General features: G+C 40.9%; 16 protein-coding genes. 7 read left to right on the plus strand and 9 right to left on the minus strand.

The features are described from left to right. The first annotated feature begins 197 nt into the window (after positions 1–197). Entirely contained in the window at positions 198–2084 is a 1887-nt protein-coding gene (locus KO530_RS06255) for a putative bifunctional diguanylate cyclase/phosphodiesterase (RefSeq protein ID WP_252728920.1), read from the plus strand. Here the strand turns inward: KO530_RS06255 and KO530_RS06260 are convergent. The 4 genes from KO530_RS06260 to folB are packed head-to-tail and all read right to left on the minus strand — an operon-like array spanning position 2081 to position 4168. Next, positions 2081–2452, minus strand: a complete 372-nt coding sequence (locus KO530_RS06260; protein WP_216047558.1) for a histidine triad nucleotide-binding protein — start codon at positions 2450–2452, stop codon at positions 2081–2083. The genes KO530_RS06255 and KO530_RS06260 overlap by 4 nt on opposite strands. A gap of 58 nt (positions 2453–2510) precedes the next feature. Continuing rightward, positions 2511–3311, minus strand: coding sequence for an undecaprenyl-diphosphate phosphatase (locus KO530_RS06265; RefSeq protein WP_216047559.1), 801 nt, complete (start codon positions 3309–3311; stop codon positions 2511–2513). Further along, entirely contained in the window at positions 3308–3811 is a 504-nt protein-coding gene (folK, locus tag KO530_RS06270) for a 2-amino-4-hydroxy-6-hydroxymethyldihydropteridine diphosphokinase (RefSeq protein ID WP_216047560.1), read from the minus strand. Before folK ends, KO530_RS06265 begins: the two co-directional genes overlap by 4 nt. 3 nt (positions 3812–3814) lie before the next feature. Continuing rightward, the gene (folB, locus tag KO530_RS06275; RefSeq protein WP_216047561.1) at positions 3815–4168 is read right to left on the minus strand and encodes a dihydroneopterin aldolase; all 354 of its coding nucleotides are present in this window, start codon (positions 4166–4168) and stop codon (positions 3815–3817) included. 124 nt (positions 4169–4292) lie between these two features. On the opposite strand from folB, the gene plsY reads away from it, so the two are divergent. Further along, entirely contained in the window at positions 4293–4913 is a 621-nt protein-coding gene (gene plsY, locus KO530_RS06280; RefSeq protein WP_216047562.1) for a glycerol-3-phosphate 1-O-acyltransferase PlsY, read from the plus strand. Between the two features lie 156 nt (positions 4914–5069). Here plsY and tsaD read toward each other — a convergent pair whose 3' ends face one another. Further along, a complete protein-coding gene (gene tsaD, locus KO530_RS06285) occupies positions 5070–6083 on the minus strand; it encodes a tRNA (adenosine(37)-N6)-threonylcarbamoyltransferase complex transferase subunit TsaD (RefSeq protein ID WP_216047617.1) in 1014 nt (337 codons plus the stop codon). Positions 6084–6317: 234 nt separating this feature from the next. Here tsaD and rpsU point away from each other — a divergent pair, with 234 nt between their 5' ends. The 4 genes from rpsU to rpoD all read left to right on the plus strand — a co-directional run bounded on the left by rpsU (position 6318) and on the right by rpoD (position 11110). Then, positions 6318–6533, plus strand: coding sequence for a 30S ribosomal protein S21 (gene rpsU, locus KO530_RS06290; RefSeq protein WP_008845199.1), 216 nt, complete (start codon positions 6318–6320; stop codon positions 6531–6533). A gap of 105 nt (positions 6534–6638) precedes the next feature. After that, positions 6639–7082, plus strand: a complete 444-nt coding sequence (locus KO530_RS06295; RefSeq protein WP_216047563.1) for a GatB/YqeY domain-containing protein — start codon at positions 6639–6641, stop codon at positions 7080–7082. 126 nt (positions 7083–7208) lie between these two features. Further along, positions 7209–8993, plus strand: a complete 1785-nt coding sequence (gene dnaG, locus KO530_RS06300; RefSeq protein WP_216047564.1) for a DNA primase — start codon at positions 7209–7211, stop codon at positions 8991–8993. Positions 8994–9280: 287 nt separating this feature from the next. Next, entirely contained in the window at positions 9281–11110 is a 1830-nt protein-coding gene (gene rpoD, locus KO530_RS06305; RefSeq protein ID WP_216047565.1) for an RNA polymerase sigma factor RpoD, read from the plus strand. Positions 11111–11286: 176 nt separating this feature from the next. Here rpoD and KO530_RS06310 read toward each other — a convergent pair whose 3' ends face one another. From KO530_RS06310 to KO530_RS06325, 4 genes are all read right to left on the minus strand, one after another. Continuing rightward, the gene (locus KO530_RS06310) at positions 11287–11925 is read right to left on the minus strand and encodes an esterase/lipase family protein (RefSeq protein ID WP_216047566.1); all 639 of its coding nucleotides are present in this window, start codon (positions 11923–11925) and stop codon (positions 11287–11289) included. Positions 11926–11927: 2 nt separating this feature from the next. Continuing rightward, positions 11928–13049 carry a hypothetical protein gene (locus tag KO530_RS06315; protein ID WP_216047567.1) on the minus strand — a complete coding sequence of 374 codons (1122 nt, stop codon included), beginning with the start codon at positions 13047–13049 and terminating at the stop codon, positions 11928–11930. A 70-nt stretch (positions 13050–13119) separates the two neighbouring features. Next, the gene (locus tag KO530_RS06320) at positions 13120–16230 is read right to left on the minus strand and encodes an efflux RND transporter permease subunit (RefSeq protein ID WP_216047568.1); all 3111 of its coding nucleotides are present in this window, start codon (positions 16228–16230) and stop codon (positions 13120–13122) included. A 10-nt stretch (positions 16231–16240) separates the two neighbouring features. Continuing rightward, entirely contained in the window at positions 16241–17308 is a 1068-nt protein-coding gene (locus tag KO530_RS06325; protein WP_216047569.1) for an efflux RND transporter periplasmic adaptor subunit, read from the minus strand. Between the two features lie 194 nt (positions 17309–17502). Between KO530_RS06325 and KO530_RS06330 the strand changes: the two genes are divergently transcribed. Next, the gene (locus tag KO530_RS06330) at positions 17503–18189 is read left to right on the plus strand and encodes an NUDIX domain-containing protein (RefSeq protein WP_216047570.1); all 687 of its coding nucleotides are present in this window, start codon (positions 17503–17505) and stop codon (positions 18187–18189) included. Positions 18190–18205: the final 16 nt, after the last annotated feature.

An 18205-nucleotide genomic window follows, 5' to 3' on the forward strand; every position in this document is an offset into this window, starting at 1 on the left:
TTCACAATATCTACAAAGCGTGATTAAATGAGTTGCTTGCAGTTAAATTACGCGCTTAAGGTTAATTAGCGAATCGCATTTAATTAACTAATATTATAAATCACAACAATCTTTAACGTTATTGCAAATTGTGAGGCAAAACGATTAAATCTCACTTAGCACTTCAATCAAAACATCATCAGGATGCTGCTGAGATATTGTACAGCAATGGTTATGCGGGCATTGTTATTAGTCTTGTTGCATCTTCTCTTCTCGTCTTCGGTTTTACCAATGCAGAAATCCAAACCTTTAAAATCTATTGGTGGGTTTCGATGGTTGGATTGTTGCTAATTCGATTAGCTGACACATTCTTTTGGCTTAAAAAAAACAAAACCACAGAAATCGATGGCAAACGATCAATTCTTCGATTTTCGGTTGGTACTATAGCGACTGCAACCATGTGGTGTGTTTACTGCCTCATACTATTCCCCTATATAGATACTATTGAGCTTGCCTTTAATATAATTATTGTCTCAGCAATGGCTGGAGGAGCCAGTACTGTGCTAGCCGGTAGCAAAGCTACAGCGATGTTATACAGTGCTATTTTGTTAATTCCTTTTTCCATTGCATTGCTACTTGAACCGCAATTTCACGAATATATTTTGGGGATATTAGGCTTGTCGTTTGGTTTTATAATGCTGCTTACAGCGAATAAGTCTGCGGATTTCACGACCCTCGCAATACGATTGAAAAATGACAATGCAACCTTAGTTGAACATATGGAAGCCGAAGTCACAGCTCGGACACATCAGATTTACGAGCTGTCGAACATTGACCCACTAACTGGACTGTTTAACCGCAGTGCTTTTTTGAATCACTTGCGTGCAGATTTGAAAAGTAGCATCAAAGCTGAAAAGCCGATGGCATTATTGTTTATTGATTTGGATGGCTTCAAAAAAATCAACGATACTATTGGCCATGAAACTGGCGACATGGTACTTAAACAGACATCAGACCGTCTAAAAGAAAACTACAAAAACCATCAACTTATATGTCGTTGGGGAGGAGATGAGTTTTTAATTGCATTAGAAAATACCAATCAAAGTGAAGCTATCGTTATCGCGGATAACCTGATAAAACATATTTCGGCACCTTATATTTTCTCTAAAAATCGCTTATCAATTAGTGCCACTATCGGTATTGCCATGTATCCAGAGCATGCGACTAATGAACAAGTACTTATCCAGTTAGCCGATACTGCAATGTATTATCAGAAAAAAGCATTTCCCTCTACCGCGGGAGTATTTTCTGCGCACCTTGGTAAACAGCTGGCCCGCGAACAACGCCTCAAAGATGCATTGAGTGAAGCAATTGAGAACCAACAACTCAGACTGGTATTTCAACCCATTGTCGACAGCGAAACATTCCAACCTGTTGCGTTTGAGGCGCTGCTACGGTGGCAACTGGTAAACGAAAACATTCCGCCATATGAGTTTATATCCATTGCTGAACAATATGGTCAAATCAGAAAAATTGGCGCTTGGGTGTTATGTGAAGCCTGCAAAGAAGCTAAATCGTGGCAAACTCAAAAAGCCTTGTCGGTGGCTGTAAATGTCAGCGTGATTCAATTACAAGACAATGATTTTATTGAGATTGTAGATAACGCGTTATCTGAATCTGGCTTACCCGCCAAGTTTCTGCACATTGAAATTACTGAGTCTGTATTTGCTGCAGACAAAGAAACCTTACTAGACAAAATAGCTTGCCTTCAAAACCGAGGAATCAAAGTATCGATTGATGACTTCGGGACTGAATATTCTTCACTTTCTGTCATCCAAGAACTATCCGCTGATAAGGTTAAAATTGACCAAGCTTTTGTTGCCAGTTTAGACACCAATGGTATGCCAATTGTGAATGCAGTACTGCAAATTGCGAAAGCGTTTGGTTACGATGTAGTAGCTGAGGGGGTTGAGACCTTGCAACAAGCAGAGATCCTCAGAAAAGCAGGTGTAAATCATCTCCAAGGGTTTTATTTCGCTAAACCCTTGGAAACATCAATGCTCAAGCAATATTTAAAAGGACGCGCTTTACCGCTAATCGATTAAGGTAATTGCTGCTTTAAGGTATCTTGATAAGGCGGCCACCCCATAGGTTTTCCAGCTAAAACGTGCAAGTGAATATGGTAAACTGTCTGCCCACCATCTGTATTACAATTCATCACAGCGCGATAACCACTTTCAGCAAAACCTTGCTCTTTAGCTATGTGAGCAGCCGCTAAGTAGAGTTGACCAACAATCTCTGCATCTTCAGCTTGAATGTCATTGATAGTGGCTATTGCCTTCTTAGGAATAACAAGAAAATGCACAGGAGCTTGTGGATTAATATCTTTGAAGGCAAGTACCTGATCATTTTCGAAAATAATCTCTGCAGGTATTTCACGGTTAATTATTTTTGTAAAAATAGTTTCAGACACAATCTAGCTCCTCATTAATTACGTTTTAACAATAAACGGATAAACCGAACAACTAGGTTTACCAAAAAACAAAGCCTAACAAAATTACGCCAAGCACTAATCGATATATGACAAACGGCAACATACCAATTTTTGATATCCAAGAAAGGAACAAAAAGATACAAGCATAAGCGCTAATGAAAGACAGACCAATACCGTAAAATAATGCTTCCCAGTCAACCGAAGTATCTGCTTGTAATAGGTCTAAAGTTGCTAACAACCCAGCCCCGAGGATAACCGGTATCGATAGTAAAAAAGAAAAACGTGCAGCGCTTTCTCGATTCATTCCCAACATTAACCCAGCGGTCATTGTAATACCTGAACGGGATGTACCAGGAATTAACGCAATCGCTTGCGCTAAACCGATAAAAAGTGCATTTTTCCATGTTAGTTGATAAATGTTTTTAGTTAGTTTGCCAGTGACGTCGGCATACCAAAGTACCAAACCAAAGACTATGGTTGTGCAGGCAATAACCAATGCTGAGCGGGCATATTCTTCAATAAAATCTTTAGCCAAGAAACCAATAACCACAGCTGGAATTGTCGCCAAAATAACCCACCATGCTAATTTACTATCATCGGTCTGCTGCTTACTAAAACCCGATTGCACCCAAGCTACCAACATCCGTGCAATGTCCGCTCGAAAATAAATCATAACGGCAAGTAAGCTGCCCACATGGACTGCCACGTCGAAGGCCAAGCCTTGATTTTGCCAACCGAGTAATTCAGATGGAAGAATTAAATGTGCAGAACTTGAGATAGGTAGGAATTCGGTAATGCCCTGAATGATGGCTAATATTATAATTTCGAACAAAGTCATAGTGTCGCGGGGCTCCAGTTAAATTCAATCGTCCATAATTTTTGTTGGCTTTGGTCATAGTTAGCCAACATTGCGGCAATACTTATTTGGTGTACTGGATGAATGACATCTCCAGCTATTTCACTTAATGGTATTAGTACAAAGGCATTGTAATCAATTTCGTGGCGCGGCAATACAACGCCATCTTCGGTTACCACATCGTCAAACAAAAGCAAATCCAGATCCAGTGTTCTAGGCGCGAATTTCTTTTCACCACGCACTCGACCATTATCATTTTCTATGGATTTAAGGATTTCGCATACTTGCTGTACTGATTTGCACGTTTTAGCGCCAACCACCATATTATAAAAGTGTGACCCACTAAAACCAACAGCTTCGCTCTCATACACATTAGATAAGGTTAGTTCACCAAACTCAGCAAATAAACCATTTAATCCGGCACGTGTATACTTATCCCGCTCAACATTGCTGCCAATGCTAATATAAATTTGATGTAACATTACTTATGCGTGTTCCCGATAAAGTTGTACTGTCACTGCTTTAGCATTTGGCAATATATTAGGTTTAGTCACCGACACTCTAGCACTTTCAACACCGCGATAACTCAAAGTATGATGAATCACATGCTCAGCTAACGCTTCTAACAACTGGAATTCACTGTTATTGGCGATTTCTTCAACAGCTAATGCTAAAGCGGCATAATCAATAGTGTTTTTAACATCATCCGACTTTGCAGCGGCACTAAGATCTAAACTCAGTTCGATATCAATCAACAGCGCTTGTTTTGCCTCTCTTTCCCAATCGTAAACACCGATTAGTGACTTGACTTCCAAGCCTTGTATAATAATTTTGTCCATGACAGATCCGCGCAGTTATAATATCTAAATGCAGTAAAGTGACAGCGCATATGAGAAGTTAACGCAAAATCACTTTATCCGGTTTACTGGTTCGAGAGTTTAACTTGTTAGGAAGACCAAGTATATGACAGCACTAACAATATTGATGATCACTTCAGCCTATTTAGCCGGATCTATATCCAGTGCAATGCTGGTAAGTAGCTTGTTTTATTTACCTAATCCTAGATTGCACGGCTCAGGCAACCCTGGCGCGACCAATATTTTACGTTTAGGCGGCAGACTACCCGCAATTTTGGTGCTGTTGTTTGATGTTTTAAAAGGAACAATTCCAGTTTGGTTTAGCTATTACCTCGGATTCTCACCTTTAATCCTTGGGTTTGTGGCTATAGCAGCATGCTTAGGGCACATTTTCCCATTATTTTTCAGCTTCAAAGGCGGAAAAGCAGTGGCTACTGCATTTGGCGCAATGTTACCCATTGGCGTAGAATTAGCCGGCGCTCTAATAGCGTGTTGGGGTTTGGTGGTATTCGCCACTGGATACTCTTCGTTAGCCGCCATATCAGCAGTGGCGTTATCGCCAATTATTACCTACTTCGTAAAACCTGAATATACCTTGCCCGTTAGCATGCTTGCAGTACTTATTATCTTGCGTCACAAAGATAACCTAATAAGGTTGTTTCGTGGTCAGGAAAGTAAGATTTGGGAAAAAGGCAAAGCGCGGGGATTTAAAAAGCCATCTAAATAAAAATGGCTTTTGGAAAATTAACTACCTTATTTTTTTCTATAAACTCTTAGCAATCCAACCCTCATCAAAATGAGCATTTAGTCTTAGGTTAAGAACATCAGTAGAATTGTACAAAAACAAATTACTATATTTTCCCAAAAAAAACTGAATATAAAGTTATATTGCAGGCAACGTATCTAAAGACCAGCGAGGTTTGGCTTTACTATTGAGCGATTCTACTTGACCGGCCTTAAGACGCTGTAAACCGGCGTAGGCAATCATAGCGCCGTTATCTGTACAAAATTCTAAGCGCGGGTAATACACCTTACCATTAATCTTTTTCATCAACCCTTCGAGCTGTTCTCTGAGCATAGTGTTGGCACTGACTCCGCCGGCAATCACTAAGCGCTTTAATTTTGTTTGTTTGAGGGCTCGCCTACATTTAATTGCCAGTGTATCCACTACTGCTTCTTGGAATGCATAGGCGATATCGGCTTTAGTTTGCGCATCTAAGGTTTCTGAACGAATCGTGTTGGCGGCTGCAGTTTTTAAGCCGCTAAAGCTAAAATCCAACCCTGGTTTAGAGGTCATGGGTCGCGGGAATTGGAATCGTCCCGGTGTACCGCTTTCAGCCAACTTAGCCAACAAAGGACCTCCGGGGTAATCGAGCCCCATCATTTTTGCGGTTTTATCAAATGCTTCACCTGCAGCATCGTCCACTGATTCTCCCAAGACTTCGTATTGCCCAATACCCTCAACTTTGACCATCATTGTGTGTCCGCCAGACACCAACAAAGCAACAAACGGAAACTCCGGTTTGGGATCATCAAGCATAGGTGCCAACAAATGGCCTTCCATATGATGGACTCCAACAGCCGGTACGTCCCAAGCAAAGGCTAAACTTCTGCCAACAGATGCCCCAACTAGCAAAGCACCAATTAATCCAGGGCCTTGAGTATATGCAATACCATCAATCTGCTGCGCGGTCGTATTTGCATCCGACAACGCCTTTTTAATTAATGGAACGATTTTCCTTATGTGGTCCCGAGATGCCAACTCTGGCACAACACCACCATAATCAGCGTGCAGCTTTACCTGGCTATATAATTCATGGGAAAGCAGCCCTAACTGATCATCCAATATGGCCACGCCAGTTTCATCACAGGAAGTTTCAATTCCTAAAATTCGCATATTCAATTATACTCTGCATCAAAATTGCTCGAAGTTTACCTTTGCACCACCGAAGACGCTATAGTTCTGCTAATTTAAACAATAAAAAGCAAAAAACTTACTGCAAAAGTAAAATAATATTCAATCTTCCCTTTACAAGCGCTCAGCGAATGATTAAAATTCCGCACCATTTTTGACCGCACCGGCTATTTTTTGGGCTGGTAACCAGATTTAATATTTTGAGGTGAGATTTTAATGCCAATCGTTAAAGTAAGAGAGAACGAACCATTTGACGTAGCACTGCGTCGTTTCAAGCGTTCATGTGAAAAAGCAGGTGTTCTTTCAGAAGTTCGTCGTCGCGAATTTTTTGAAAAGCCGACTTGGGAACGTAAGCGTAAGAAAGCAGCTGCTAAAAAGCGTCACTTGAAAAAGTTAGCTCGCGAAAACGCACGTCGCATCAAGTTATACTAATATCTCGCTTCTGTTGCTTGAAATTTAAAGGGTATTTGAATTTTTTTAAATACCTAGTTTCAAGCGCCAAGCTGTCTAAATAGTTTTACGTTTTAGAGTTTTCAGATGACCCTTCTTGAACAACTAAATCAAGCAATGAAAGATGCAATGCGCGCTAAAGACAAACTTCGTCTTGGCACAATACGTATGGCACTTGCAGCGGTTAAGCAGCGTGAAGTAGACGAGAGAATTGAGTTAACTGATACTGATGTTATTGTACTGCTAACCAAGATGGTAAAACAGCGTAAAGATGCTGCTAACCAATTTGAAGATGCGGGTCGTCAAGATTTGGCGGATACCGAAAAAGCAGAAATCGAAGTTATTCAATCATTTTTACCTCAACCGTTAACGGAACAGGAATTAGATGATTTGATTCAACAAGCGATGCAAGACACTCAGGCTGCGGGGATGCAGGATATGGGTAAGGTTATGGGCTGGTTAAAACCAAAAGTCCAAGGCCGTGCTGATATGGGCAAATTAAGTGGTCAAATTAAAGCTAAGCTTGCCTGATTACCTTAAGCCACTCGCAAAACTATTCCCAAGCCGCAATTGCAAAATTGCGGCTTGTTTGTTTCTGCCCCTTACTGATAAAGTAATGATTGTTTAACCCCTTTTTTACAAGTTTGAATCCTATTCATGGCTGGACGAATTCCAAAAGATTTTATCGATGATCTGATTGCTCGTACTGATATAGTCGAATTAGTCGATAGTCGCGTTAAATTAAAAAAAGCAGGTAAAAATTACCAAGCTTGCTGTCCTTTCCATAGTGAGAAAAGTCCTTCATTTACCGTTAGCCAAGACAAACAGTTTTATCACTGTTTTGGTTGTGGCGCTCATGGCAATGCGATTTCGTTTATCATTGAATACGACCGTCTAGAATTTCCAGAAGCAGTAGAAGAGCTAGCCAGATTTCATAGTTTAGAAGTTCCGCGAGAGCAAGGTGCCAAACCCGGGCCCACGCCACAGCAAAAAGCGCAAATTGCTGATGATTACCAATTGATGGAACAAGCCTCTCGATTTTTTGAACATCAACTCAAGCAGCACGAGCAAAAAAACAAGCCGATTGAGTATTTAAAGCAACGTGGACTCAGTGGTGAAATAGTCAAAGCATTTGGCATAGGCTATGCTCCGCCTGAATGGGATGGAATTTATAAGCAGTTTGGCACTACGCCAGAAAAACAACAGCAACTGCTTGATTTAAAATTGATCACAGAAAATGATAATCGCCGTCGTTATGACTTTTTCAGAGATAGGATCATGTTCCCGATCCGCGATAAACGAGGCCGAGTAATTGGCTTTGGTGGTCGCGTACTCGAAGATGGCGGCCCCAAGTATTTAAACTCGCCAGAAACTCGCATTTTTCATAAAGGACATGAGTTATACGGCTTTTACCAAGCCAAGCAAGCTAACCGAAAACTTGAACGTTTAATGATTGTTGAAGGTTACATGGACGTAGTAGCGTTAGCGCAATTTGGTATCGACTACGCGGTAGCTTCATTGGGCACCTCCACGACCCCAGAGCATATACAAATGCTATTTCGCGCTGCGCCAGAGATAATTTGTTGCTACGACGGCGATCGTGCCGGTCGTGAAGCAGCATGGCGTGCTTTAGAAAATGCCCTGCCGCAACTTAAAGATGGCGTGGAAATGAAGTTTTTGTTTCTGCCCGATGGCGAAGATCCAGATACCCTAGTGCGACAAACCGGAAAAGAACAATTCGAAACGCTTTTAAGAGAGAAGTCAGTACCTTTGTCTCAATTCTTTTTTGAAAACCTCATTCAGCAATTCAACGTCGGCAGTAGCGAAGGAAAAGCTGCGTTAACCAAAGCCGCGAATGAATATATTGAGCAAATCAATGCTGAAAATCTTGTGGTTCTATTGAAAGAAGAGTTACGTAAAAAGATCAAAGGTGACAGCTACAAAGCCGATATTTTAGAAGATATTAAACAAGCAAATCGAGTAGGCAAAGCGCAGAAGCTCGACTACCAATTACCCAATAAAAATAACATGTCGCCGGTTAGAAAATTATTGCGGCTGTTATTGTTGCACCCTAATTTAGCCAGACAACACCCAGATATCCAACCGGCTGCATTAAATCCTGACTTTATAAAAGGTTTGCATGTGTTGATAAAAATGCAGGCGTTTTGTGCGTCTCAATCAGCGATCAATACGGGCCATGTATTGGAACACTTCAGAGGTGATCCAGAAGCGAAGTTTTTGCAACAACTACTGCAAATTGACCATGATGCTGACGACAAACGCCCAGACAAGCTTTACATCGACAGTTTTAATCGATTGATTGAACAACAGCTTAAAGCTCGCTATCAACAACTTATGGCCAAAGGTTCAGCGATGACCAAAGAAGAAATGCAAGAAGTAAAATTGCTGACCCAAACAAAAGCGACTTATAGTGCCGAATAAAAATTGTACAACTTTGTCTTATGGTAAATATTTAACACGCTGTTTATGCGCATGTTTTATTCAAATGGCACTTGAATAAAAACTATTCACCCATACATAAGAGAAACTGTGAGGTTTAACGATAAAATACCGGAAAATGGCTTAATTAACTGGCCTGACTAACGGGTTTTCTGCTATACTGGCTAATTCGCAAACGCCTCGGTGCACGCAGATTTTATCTGGATTTGACAATTTAGATTGGGCAGTTCCAGGTACACTTTCAACTGATTTTGAGAAACGTAGGTTATATGGCGCAAAGCAAGCAGTCTCAGATAAAACTCCTTATTGTAAAAGGAAAAGAGCAAGGTTATTTAACTTTTGCTGAAGTAAACGATCACCTTCCCCAAGACATTGTCGACTCTGATCAAATCGAAGACATTATTCGAATGATCAATGATATGGGTATTCAGGTATTCGAATCAGCTCCCGATTCTGACGAATTGTTAATGCAAGAAACGACAGCCGATGAAGAAGTGGCTGAAGCAGCGGCTCAAGCGCTAGCTACGGTTGAGAGTGAAATTGGTCGCACAACTGACCCTGTCCGTATGTACATGCGTGAGATGGGTACGGTTGAACTTCTGACCCGTGAAGGCGAGATCGAAATTGCCAAGCGAATTGAAGATGGCATTAACCAAGTTCAATGCTCAGTTGCAGAATACCCAGAGGCAATTACTTATTTGCTTGACCAATGGGACCAATTCGAAGCTGAAGAAATTCGTCTTAGTGACATTATTATTGGTTTTGTCGATCCTAATGAAACCGATGTTGCTCCTACCGCAACCCACGTTGGTTCTGAGTTATCTGAAGAAGAACTGGATGACGAAGATGACGACGAAGATGATGAGGACGAGGAAGAAGAAGATACTGGTCCTGATCCTGAACTGGCTAGAGAAAAATTTGATGAGTTGCGTAAGCAGTACATTAAAGCCCGCGATGTAATCGCTCTCAAGGGCCGTTCACACAAAGACGCTAGAAAACAAATTAATGAACTAAGTGAAGTCTTTAAAGAGTTCAGATTAATACCAAAACAATTCGATCGCATGGTTAAAAACATGCGCGGCATGATGAATAGAGTACGCGTGCAAGAACGAATTGTAATGAAACACTGCGTTGTAAACGCAAAAATGCCTAAGAAAGACTTTATCAAGGCATTTGCAGGCAATGAAACCACCACTGATTGGTTGGTAACAGTGCTTGAAAGTGGTGCTAGTTATGTTCCTGCACTACTTGAAGTTAAAGAAGAATTAGAACGCGCTATCAGCAAGATGAACCAAGTTGAAGAAGAAACTGGGCTTATCATTGCTGATATCAAAGACATCAACCGTCGTATGTCGATTGGCGAAGCGAAAGCTCGCAGAGCTAAGAAAGAAATGGTTGAAGCTAACTTACGTTTGGTTATCTCCATTGCTAAAAAGTACACAAACCGTGGACTACAATTCTTGGATCTTATCCAAGAAGGTAATATTGGTTTGATGAAAGCGGTTGATAAGTTTGAATACCGTCGTGGTTATAAGTTCTCAACTTATGCGACATGGTGGATTCGACAAGCAATTACACGTTCAATTGCTGACCAAGCTAGAACTATTCGTATTCCGGTACATATGATTGAAACGATCAATAAATTGAATCGTATTTCTCGTCAAATGCTACAAGAAATGGGTAGAGAGCCAACACCTGAAGAGTTGTCAGAACGCATGATCATGCCTGAAGACAAAATTCGTAAGGTACTTAAAATTGCTAAAGAGCCAATCTCCATGGAAACGCCTATCGGTGATGATGAAGATTCGCACTTAGGTGACTTTATTGAAGATAGTACTATTGTACAGCCTCTCGACTCTGCCACTGGCGGCAGTCTTAAAGACGCGACTCAAGAAGTACTTGCAGGGCTAACCGCTAGAGAAGCAAAAGTATTACGTATGCGTTTTGGTATCGATATGAACACTGACCACACTTTGGAAGAAGTAGGTAAGCAGTTTGACGTTACCCGTGAACGTATTCGTCAGATCGAAGCTAAGGCATTACGTAAATTACGTCACCCAAGCCGCTCTGAACAATTACGCAGCTTCTTGGACGAGTAATTGGTTGCATAGATACAAACCTTTAAAAAGCCGCTTAATAGCGGCTTTTTTGTTTGTGTTCACTCTTGGTGTAGCAGGATGATTTAGCCCGCGAAAAGCACAACAAATACCATAGCCTGTAGGCGGGTGCTTTAGCCCCGCAAAAAGCCAACCAATGCCATGCCCTAAAGACCATGCTACAAGGCCAATAAACTGGATTGAATCGAATTTATTTTATCCAAAATAATCCTGCTGACTTTTCGACTGCTGGGCAAAAAGGTATGCACTACAGCAACTTTAATGACTTCATGAATATCTTGGTGGGCACATTCATTTACCGATACTACGCCGTCATTTTCTTCGTCAAGAAAGTACTTTTTGGTCAGTGGAAAACTGCGGGTACCAACAATGGCCGTTGTAGGCACGTCTGGCATACTAATTTTTGACAACCTCGTTGGGCTAGCCAATAGTTGTCCACAATCCCCTGAGACTAATTGAAATCCCAGTTCATGCTGACTCTTTTGAGCTAATCGTGCTGGCGTCACCGGCGAGCCTAACAGAAATAAATGTTTAGGCAATTTGACGGTAAGCGGCATGTTTTGTAACGCTGCTCTTAGCATTAAACCACCCAGAGAATGCCCAATTAAGACATATTCTCCTTTCTCCGCCACTTCTTGAATTTTTAAACCGACCCTATTTACAATCTCAGTGAAAGTTTCAGTGCCTGTAAAATAGCCCACCACATCAACCGAGTGACCATGTCTACGCAATCGCCATAACATAGGAGTTGCCGATATTGGCGTGCGCCCCATGCCGTGAACAAACAAAACCACCATCTTTACCAAGTACCTTTAGTTCGCATCAATTCAATGCTAGTAATATTTTGCTTGCAAATTTCCGAATCCAGTGCAGACATTATGGAAAAAACAGCGTCAGAATGTTGTGTTGCTTTTAGTGCTTGTGAATACAGAATATGGTTAAAAGCAATATTGCATTTAGCGAAAGGATCTTCAATTTTTTGAAGCAAATTTAGAGATTTATCAAAAAAATCTGCCCGTCCAATGATTTCAAATGATTCAATCAGTTCACCTTCATTTTCACTTGTTTGAGCTGATTTAATTATGTTTTTCGCGTGCTCTAGCAATGCAACATTGGGTTTATTATTATCCGTTAACTCATATAGATACTGTTTTAAAAGACTCTGACCTTTGCCACACATATTTGCAATATTAGCTTCGTCATTCTCTTCTAACTGTCGAATCAGCTCGTCAATTTCAGGACTCCAATCCTGCCACTTTTTGTCGTCACTTACTTCTGGAAATAAAAATAATATCTCTCTGGCTATCCTTGCAGAATAAACACCTGCACAATGAAAGCGAGTCCCAGTTAGATAGGTTTGATTATGCCAATAGTATGACTTTTCTATGTCCTGCCGAATTCCGTAACCGCCGGAAAAGTAGTTAAAAGCAAGAATATTCATGCAGCCAGCATGGGCGTGTTTAGCACACAAATGCCAATACTGATAACCTAAACGGGGAGCTTCTAATAGAAATCGTGCAATGTGACCAGACTCAAACAGCAAATCTCCAAAATCCGAAATATTAGGATTGTGTTCAAGCAGTTCGTCCACTTTTTTCAGACCACGTTCTAACTGTTCAATATGAACATTTTGGTCCAATTCAATTCTTGCAAAGTTTAATATTGTGAGAGCTTTAATGAAAACCTGATGAACAAAAAGGTTTCGTTCGAGTGGCAAATCATAATACTCAATTGTTCTGCTGAGTATGTCGGCAGCGTCTTCTAATGCCTGTAAATCGAGATCCTCATACGGTTGCTTCTGAACATCGTCGCCAACAACATAAAGAATTGCTTGTTCAGCACTATCTAACAGGTTTTGTTCGGCGGCCAAAACCGCAGAACAAAACCCGTAAAGCGTTAATAAACATATCCGTATAATCATTTGAGCTCTTAAACACTATCAACAATGTTTTACAGTCTAACCTCAAATGAATTAGTAGACTAATTTCAAACTAAATTGCGTCACCTTTTGTATAAGGTATTTTTTCATCTAGTTCTTCAAGTTCGTGAGCAATTTGCTCTGGAGAGCCTGTGTGTCTAGCTAACCAATAATAAGCAATTGGTACAACGTAAAGCGTCATCAAAGCTGATAACAAAACACCGTAAAAGATGACGATACCAATCACTGCCCTACTCTCAGAACCTGGGCCTGTCGCAACCACTAAAGGAAGTGAGCTGAAAACAGTGGTAAAACCGGTCATCACTATCGGTCGTAGACGTTGAGTTGCGGCTCGTTTTAAGGCCGCTTCAAACTCGATTCCAGCATCACGTAATTGATTGGCAAATTCCACTATCAAAATACCATTTTTGGCCGCCAGCCCAATCAACATCACTAGCCCTATTTGGCTGTAGATATTTAAACTGGCACCTGAAACATAGAGCCCAATGAACGCACCTAACAAGGCCAATGGAACAGTTAACATAATAACCAACGGATGGATCCAGCTTTCAAATTGAGCTGCCAATACTAAATAAGTAATTGCCAGTGCCAAAAGAAACACAAAAATAATCGAACTACCAGTTTCTTTATAAAGTTGAGACTCACCTTTATAGTCTATTGAAACTCCTGTGGGTAACTCAGTTTCAACAATGTTTTCCAAGTAGGCTAACGCTTCTCCTACAGTGTAATCACTGGCTAAATTTGCACTTATGGTCACACTGCGCATACGATTGTAGCGATTTAGTCGAGCCGAAGTGGCTCGTTCTTCGAAAGTCAGTAAGTTATCCATTGGAATAAGTTGATTGGTAGTAGCAGACCTTACGTACAAGTTTTCTATGCTCTGAGGACTCCGGTAATCTTCCTCTTGTCCTTCAAGGATCACGTCATACTCCTGCCCTCGATCCAAATAGGTGGACACACGTCTCTGTCCAAGCATGGTCTCTAAAGTACTACCGATATCTGATATTGAAACGCCAAGATCCGCGGCTCGTTGCCTATCAATGTTAATCAATATTTGCGGCAGAGTTTCTTTGTAATCGGAATCTAAGCGTAGCAATTTTGGATTCTCAGACGCTTTTTCTAATAGTGTATTTCGCCACTTAACTAAATCTTCATATGTATCGCCTTGCAATACAAACTGTACGGGACGACCTAAGCCTCGCCCACCAATACCTGGACGCATTATTGCGAAAGCACGAACATCGGGAATTTGCGATAATTTAACACTCAATTCATCCATTAACTCAAAAGTAGAACGCTCTCTTTCATCGAACGGAACCATACCTATTACAGCACGGCCTGCAGAGCCACCGCCACCTGGTGTACGTACAATAATTCGTTCTATTTCACCTTCACCAAGATATGGCAACAGTAAATCTTCAACCTTCTTTAAGTTGACTGAATTGCTTTCAAAGCTAGCACCTTCAGCACCTTGAAGTGATAGGAAGAAGTTTCCTCGGTCTTCTTTAGGTACAAATTCGCTAGGGATTTTTTGGCTCATTTGCACTAAAGCGACTACGCTAGCGAGCAACATTATTACAATCAAAATTGGCTGATGTAGGGTTCGGTTTAAACTATTATAATAAGCCCCTTCTACTTTCTTAAAAGAATCGTCCATCCATTTCCCGAAACCTGAATTGCGAGACCTTTGTTTCAACAATTTAGAAGATAACATGGGAGATAGCGTTAAGGCTGTAAAGCTAGAAAAAGCCACAGCAGCAGCGATTGCTAAAGCAAACTCGGTAAATAAACGACCTATATTTCCTTCTAAGAAAACAAGTGGCACAAACACAGAAATCAAAACCAATGTGGTTGCTATGACCGCAAATCCTACCTCTTTTGCTCCTCGAAAAGCTGCAAGCAAAGGCGGTTCACCCATTTCTAAGCGACGATAAATATTTTCAATCACCACGATGGCGTCATCTACCACCAACCCGATGGCTAAGACCATAGCCAAAAGCGTCAGTAAGTTAATCGAAAAGCCCAACGCATACATCACGATAAATGCAGCGACTAGGGAAACAGGTACTGTGACCGCCGGAATTAAAGTCGCTCGAATACTGCCTAAAAAGATATAAATAACAAAGACCACTAAGGCCATTGCTACCCCTAAGGTATTGTAAACCTCGTTAATTGACTCATCGATAAATACTGAAGAATCATAGCTTGGAACAATAAAAATATTGTCAGGTAGGCTTTCCGAAATCTCATCAATTGCTTTTCGCGCTTCACGGGCAACTTCCAATGTATTGGCTTTGGATTGTTTGATAATCCCCATACCAATCATGTTGACGCCATCACCACGAAACTCGGATTCATCATCTTCAGCGGCTAGTTCAACAATCGCTATCTCTTTTAATTTGACTAAATAGCCACCAGCACCCACTTTTATGGTTAAATCAGCAAAGTCATCTGGGGTTAGGAAGCTTCTGGCAACACGAACTTCAAAGTCTCGATCATTTGACTCTATTTCACCAGCAGGCAACTCCACATTTTCAGAGCGAATCACTCTTTCTACGTCGGCAACTGTAATCTCTCGAGCAGCCATAGCGTTTCGATCTAACCAAACTTTCATCGCATAGGTGCGGCCACCACCTAATTGAACCCGAGCAATCCCGTTGACCACCGACAAACGATCCACTAAGAATCGATCGGCGTAATCAGTTAACTCCATTACTGACATGTTATCGCTGCGTAAGTTATACCAAACCACAACATCTTCATCAGAATCTGATTTTGACACTTCCGGCGGATCAGCTTGATCAGGTAGATTATTTAGCGCCCGGCTAACTCGCTCACGCACATCATTGGAAGCGGCATCAATATCTCTAGAAAGATCAAACTCAATACTAATGTCTGAACGACCATTACGACTGGTTGAAGTAATATTTTTAATACCTTCAATTCCAGAAATACGGTCTTCCAGCAATTGCGTAATTCGAGTTTCGACAATGGATGCAGATGCGCCAGGATAATTTGTATTTATCGAAACTATGGGTGGATCAATATCCGGAAACTCGCGCAACGATAATAGGCTAATTGCAACTACGCCAAAAATAATTAATAGTAAATTAACAACTGACGCAAAGACCGGACGTTTAACAGAAATATCAGATAAAAGCATGGTAATTCCCCTACAAAGTCGCTTGTTCTAAAAGCGAAACAGAGGAGCCATTAACCAATCGTAATGCACCTTCAGTGACAACTTTCTGACCTTCCTCTAGACCTGATAGAATCTGCACAAGACCAGGACGTCTCATGCCTACTTTTACTTCTTTTAATATGGCTTTATCGCCTTCGATGACAAACACAAACTGTTTATCTTCGTTGGGAATAATCGCTTTTTCAGGCACCACGATAGATTTTAAAACTTGTTTTTGTAAATTTATTTGTAACAACATTCCGGGACGTAACTTTAAGTCTGGATTGTCAATTAGTGCTCTAACTTGAATTGAGCGCGTATTAGCATCAACTCGTGAATTCACACTCCTAATTTCACCAATAAAGACTTCATTTGGATAAGCAACTGAAAGTGCCTTTACCTGTTGTCCTTCAGACAATGACGGTAAATGGCTTTCAGAGATATTAAAGTCTACTTTCACTTTACGTAGATCATCCAAGGTTGTAATAACATCACTGGGTGTAACGTAGGCACCGACACTCACCATACGAATACCTAACTTACCGGCAAAGGGTGCTTTTAAGGTCAATTCAGATAGCTGTGCATTGGCCACTTCAATTTGAGCAATTAGGGTGTTTACTTTGGCCTGCTGTTCATCTAATAATTGTTGCGAAGCCACACTACTTTTGGCCAGGTTCACTATTCGTTTCAACTGTCTTTGAGCTTCTTGTAAATTAATATTTAGCTCATTCAATCTAGCCTGCTCTTCTCTATCATTCATGCGCATTAACAGCTGACCTTTTTTAACAACATCGCCATCATCAAAGTACAGTTCTTGGATAACATCTGACTCCAACGGAGTAAGCGAAACCGCTTCATTTGCTCTGGCCGTACCCAATGCTTCAACGATGACAGGAAAATCTGTTCTTAAAACTTCAAAATAGGCCACGGGTGTTGCCGTTCTTCCTTTACTAGCAGTCTTTTCTTGCTCACTAAAACCTGGATAGTTTAAGAAAACAAGCAGGCCAATAAGGGCAAGCGTGGCTATCAATACTGGTGATAGCATTGTTTTTATTGTCATGAATAGTTCCTGAATAATATAGTGTGTTTAATCTAAGCAGTTATTATTTGGCGTAATAAAGTAGTAAACTGCTGGTAGAGAAATTATTCAACTTAAACTCGGGATAAAAAGTGTTTATGCAAAATAAATTAAATAAACAATTCAATCCGTTATCCACAGTCGCTCGACTTCAAATGAGTGAATAACGATCGATTATGAAATTTTTGCGGATAGCACGGCGTTTTTTTGAAAGTAATAACTGGCTATTACTAAAAAACACAACGACGCTAGGCTCAAAAACAGCGTTATCAAAAAACGCTCCTTATCCTGAGTTCAGGTTAGCCAATATTGTACCCTCTATTGTGAAAAATAAATTAGTCATCTACCTAGCAATATCGTCATTCTGTCTTACATCTTGCAGCGAAACGCCCCCAAGCGATCCAGTTTGTCGAGTAGATGAATCCGAATACCCACAACAAACCGCAAACGCAGCCTGTCTGATAAGGTTAGGTGACAAGTTAGTAACCGTAACTCATCGGCTTAGTGGCAAACTAGATTTACCTGGTGGAACATCTGATAACCTTGAGTCAGCCAAATGCACTGCACATAGAGAAACATGGGAGGAAACCGGCTTTAATGTTGAGGTTCGCCAGTGGCTAGGTACAAGTGCCAATGGAATGCGTTTTTACGAATGTAATTTGGATGCAAATTTTGATGATAGTTTTGTCGAATTTCCAGTACCAGAATGGGCCAGTTTAGAGGTGGTTTCTATCCAATTAGTGGATCCCTATGCAACCGAGTTCAATCAATGGCGTTTCCCAGAGCAGTTGACTGCGGTCCGCGATATGTTTAATAAAGTAGAAGATTCTGCGGTACCACCCCAACCTGCGCACATTAAATAATAATCTATTACTATCT

The organism is Aliiglaciecola lipolytica, from assembly GCF_018860635.1.
Taxonomy (GTDB): Bacteria; Pseudomonadota; Gammaproteobacteria; order Enterobacterales; family Alteromonadaceae; genus Aliiglaciecola; species Aliiglaciecola lipolytica_A.